This window comes from Burkholderia sp. Ac-20392, assembly GCF_017104585.1.
In the GTDB taxonomy this organism is placed as follows: domain Bacteria; phylum Pseudomonadota; class Gammaproteobacteria; order Burkholderiales; family Burkholderiaceae; genus Burkholderia; species Burkholderia lata.
Window position 1 is genome coordinate 1 of sequence record NZ_JAAGPB010000972.1, and the last position, 1,346, is coordinate 1,346.

General features: G+C 67.1%; 3 protein-coding genes. 1 reads left to right on the forward strand and 2 read right to left on the reverse strand.

What is annotated here, in order from left to right:
- The coding region (locus G3N99_RS40180; RefSeq protein WP_206125187.1) for a site-specific integrase at positions 1-202 on the forward strand (202 nt) is incomplete at its 5' end.
- 94 nt (positions 203-296) lie between these two features.
- Here G3N99_RS40180 and G3N99_RS40185 read toward each other — a convergent pair.
- Both G3N99_RS40185 and G3N99_RS40190 read right to left on the reverse strand, forming a co-directional pair.
- Entirely contained in the window at positions 297-695 is a 399-nt protein-coding gene (locus tag G3N99_RS40185; protein ID WP_206125188.1) for a lysozyme inhibitor LprI family protein, read from the reverse strand.
- 198 nt (positions 696-893) lie between these two features.
- Positions 894-1,112, reverse strand: a complete 219-nt coding sequence (locus tag G3N99_RS40190) for a YXWGXW repeat-containing protein (RefSeq protein WP_041493558.1) — start codon at positions 1,110-1,112, stop codon at positions 894-896.
- Between the last annotated feature and the right edge of the window lie 234 nt (positions 1,113-1,346).

A 1,346-nucleotide genomic window follows, 5' to 3' on the forward strand; every position in this document is an offset into this window, starting at 1 on the left:
TCAGGCGCGCGTGCTCGAACAGGCGTCCGCGCACTGGCTGCGCCACAGCGCGGGCTCGCATATGGCCGACGGCCGCGTCGACCTGCGGCTCGTGCGCGACAACCTCGGCCACGTGTCGCTGACGACGACGAGCCAGTACCTGCACGCGGACGACGACTGGCGGCATCGCGAGACGGAGGAGAAGCACCGGATCGGGTGGTAGGCGCGCACCGATCTGACGGGTCGCGGCTCGCGAAACGCGTTCGCGTCCACGCTCAGTGCTCAGTGCTCAGTGCTCAGTGCTCAGTGCTCAGTGCTCAGTGCTCAAGTTCGAGCCCGCCCAGGCCGCCATTGCTGCGGCATTTCGCACGGTCGCCTTGCACCTGCCAGTCGATCTGCCCGCACATCACGTCGATGCGCTTGCGGTAACTGTCGATCAGGCACTGCGTCGTCGTGCAGCGGTTCCGCGCCTTCAGCCATGCCTTCTGCGTCGCCATGAACTGCTCGTACTCGGGCGGATCTTCGACCGGATAGTTGCTGAAATCGTAGAGCATGTGCCGGTAATCCGCGTTGAGCGCATCGTCGAGACGCGACAACGTCGGATTCGCGCAGATTTCGCGCTCCACGAACGTGGATGCCTTCGCGCAGTTGAACGACGCGGCGTGCGCGCCGGTCATGCCGGCCGCGACGGCCAGCGCAACGAGCCATGCTTTCATGTGGGTGCCGTAACGATGAACGCGGCGGCCGAGGATCGGCTCGCCTGGACGGGCGAACGGGCATGCCCGTCGCCGAGACCCGGCAGCTTAGGTCAACGCGCGTCGCATTTCAATCCGCTGCCCCGCATCCCGGCACCCTCACCTCACCTCACCTCACGCCACATCACCTCACGTCACGTCACGTCACGTCACGCACGATCAGTACACGCCCACCCAGTGCCCCGGCACCCACGCCCAGTGATTGCCGGCCCACCGGTAATGCCCCTTCGCCCAGCGATAGCCCGGCGCAGGCATCGGAGGCGGCACCTCGACGACGGGCGCCGGCTGCGGCGGCCGCACGGGTTCGACCACGCATGCGGACATCAACGCCGCACTGGCCGTCACCAGCATGGCGAGCGAAACGGATCGGATCTTGATCATCCTGGATTCTCCCTGTTGTGTAGTGGATGGATTGGGTGCCGAAGCGGCAACGCCGCGCGTCACGCGGTTCCGCGAATCAGCCCGCTCATCGGCCGCGTCGCACCGCTTTCCGCGAACAACGCGGACGCGGTACGGCGCGGATCGAGCCGCAGGCTTTCGGCGGCGGCGCCCGAGATCAGCGCGTCGAGTGACGCGGTCGGCTTCAGGTCGCGCCCTTCGTACAGGTCGCCC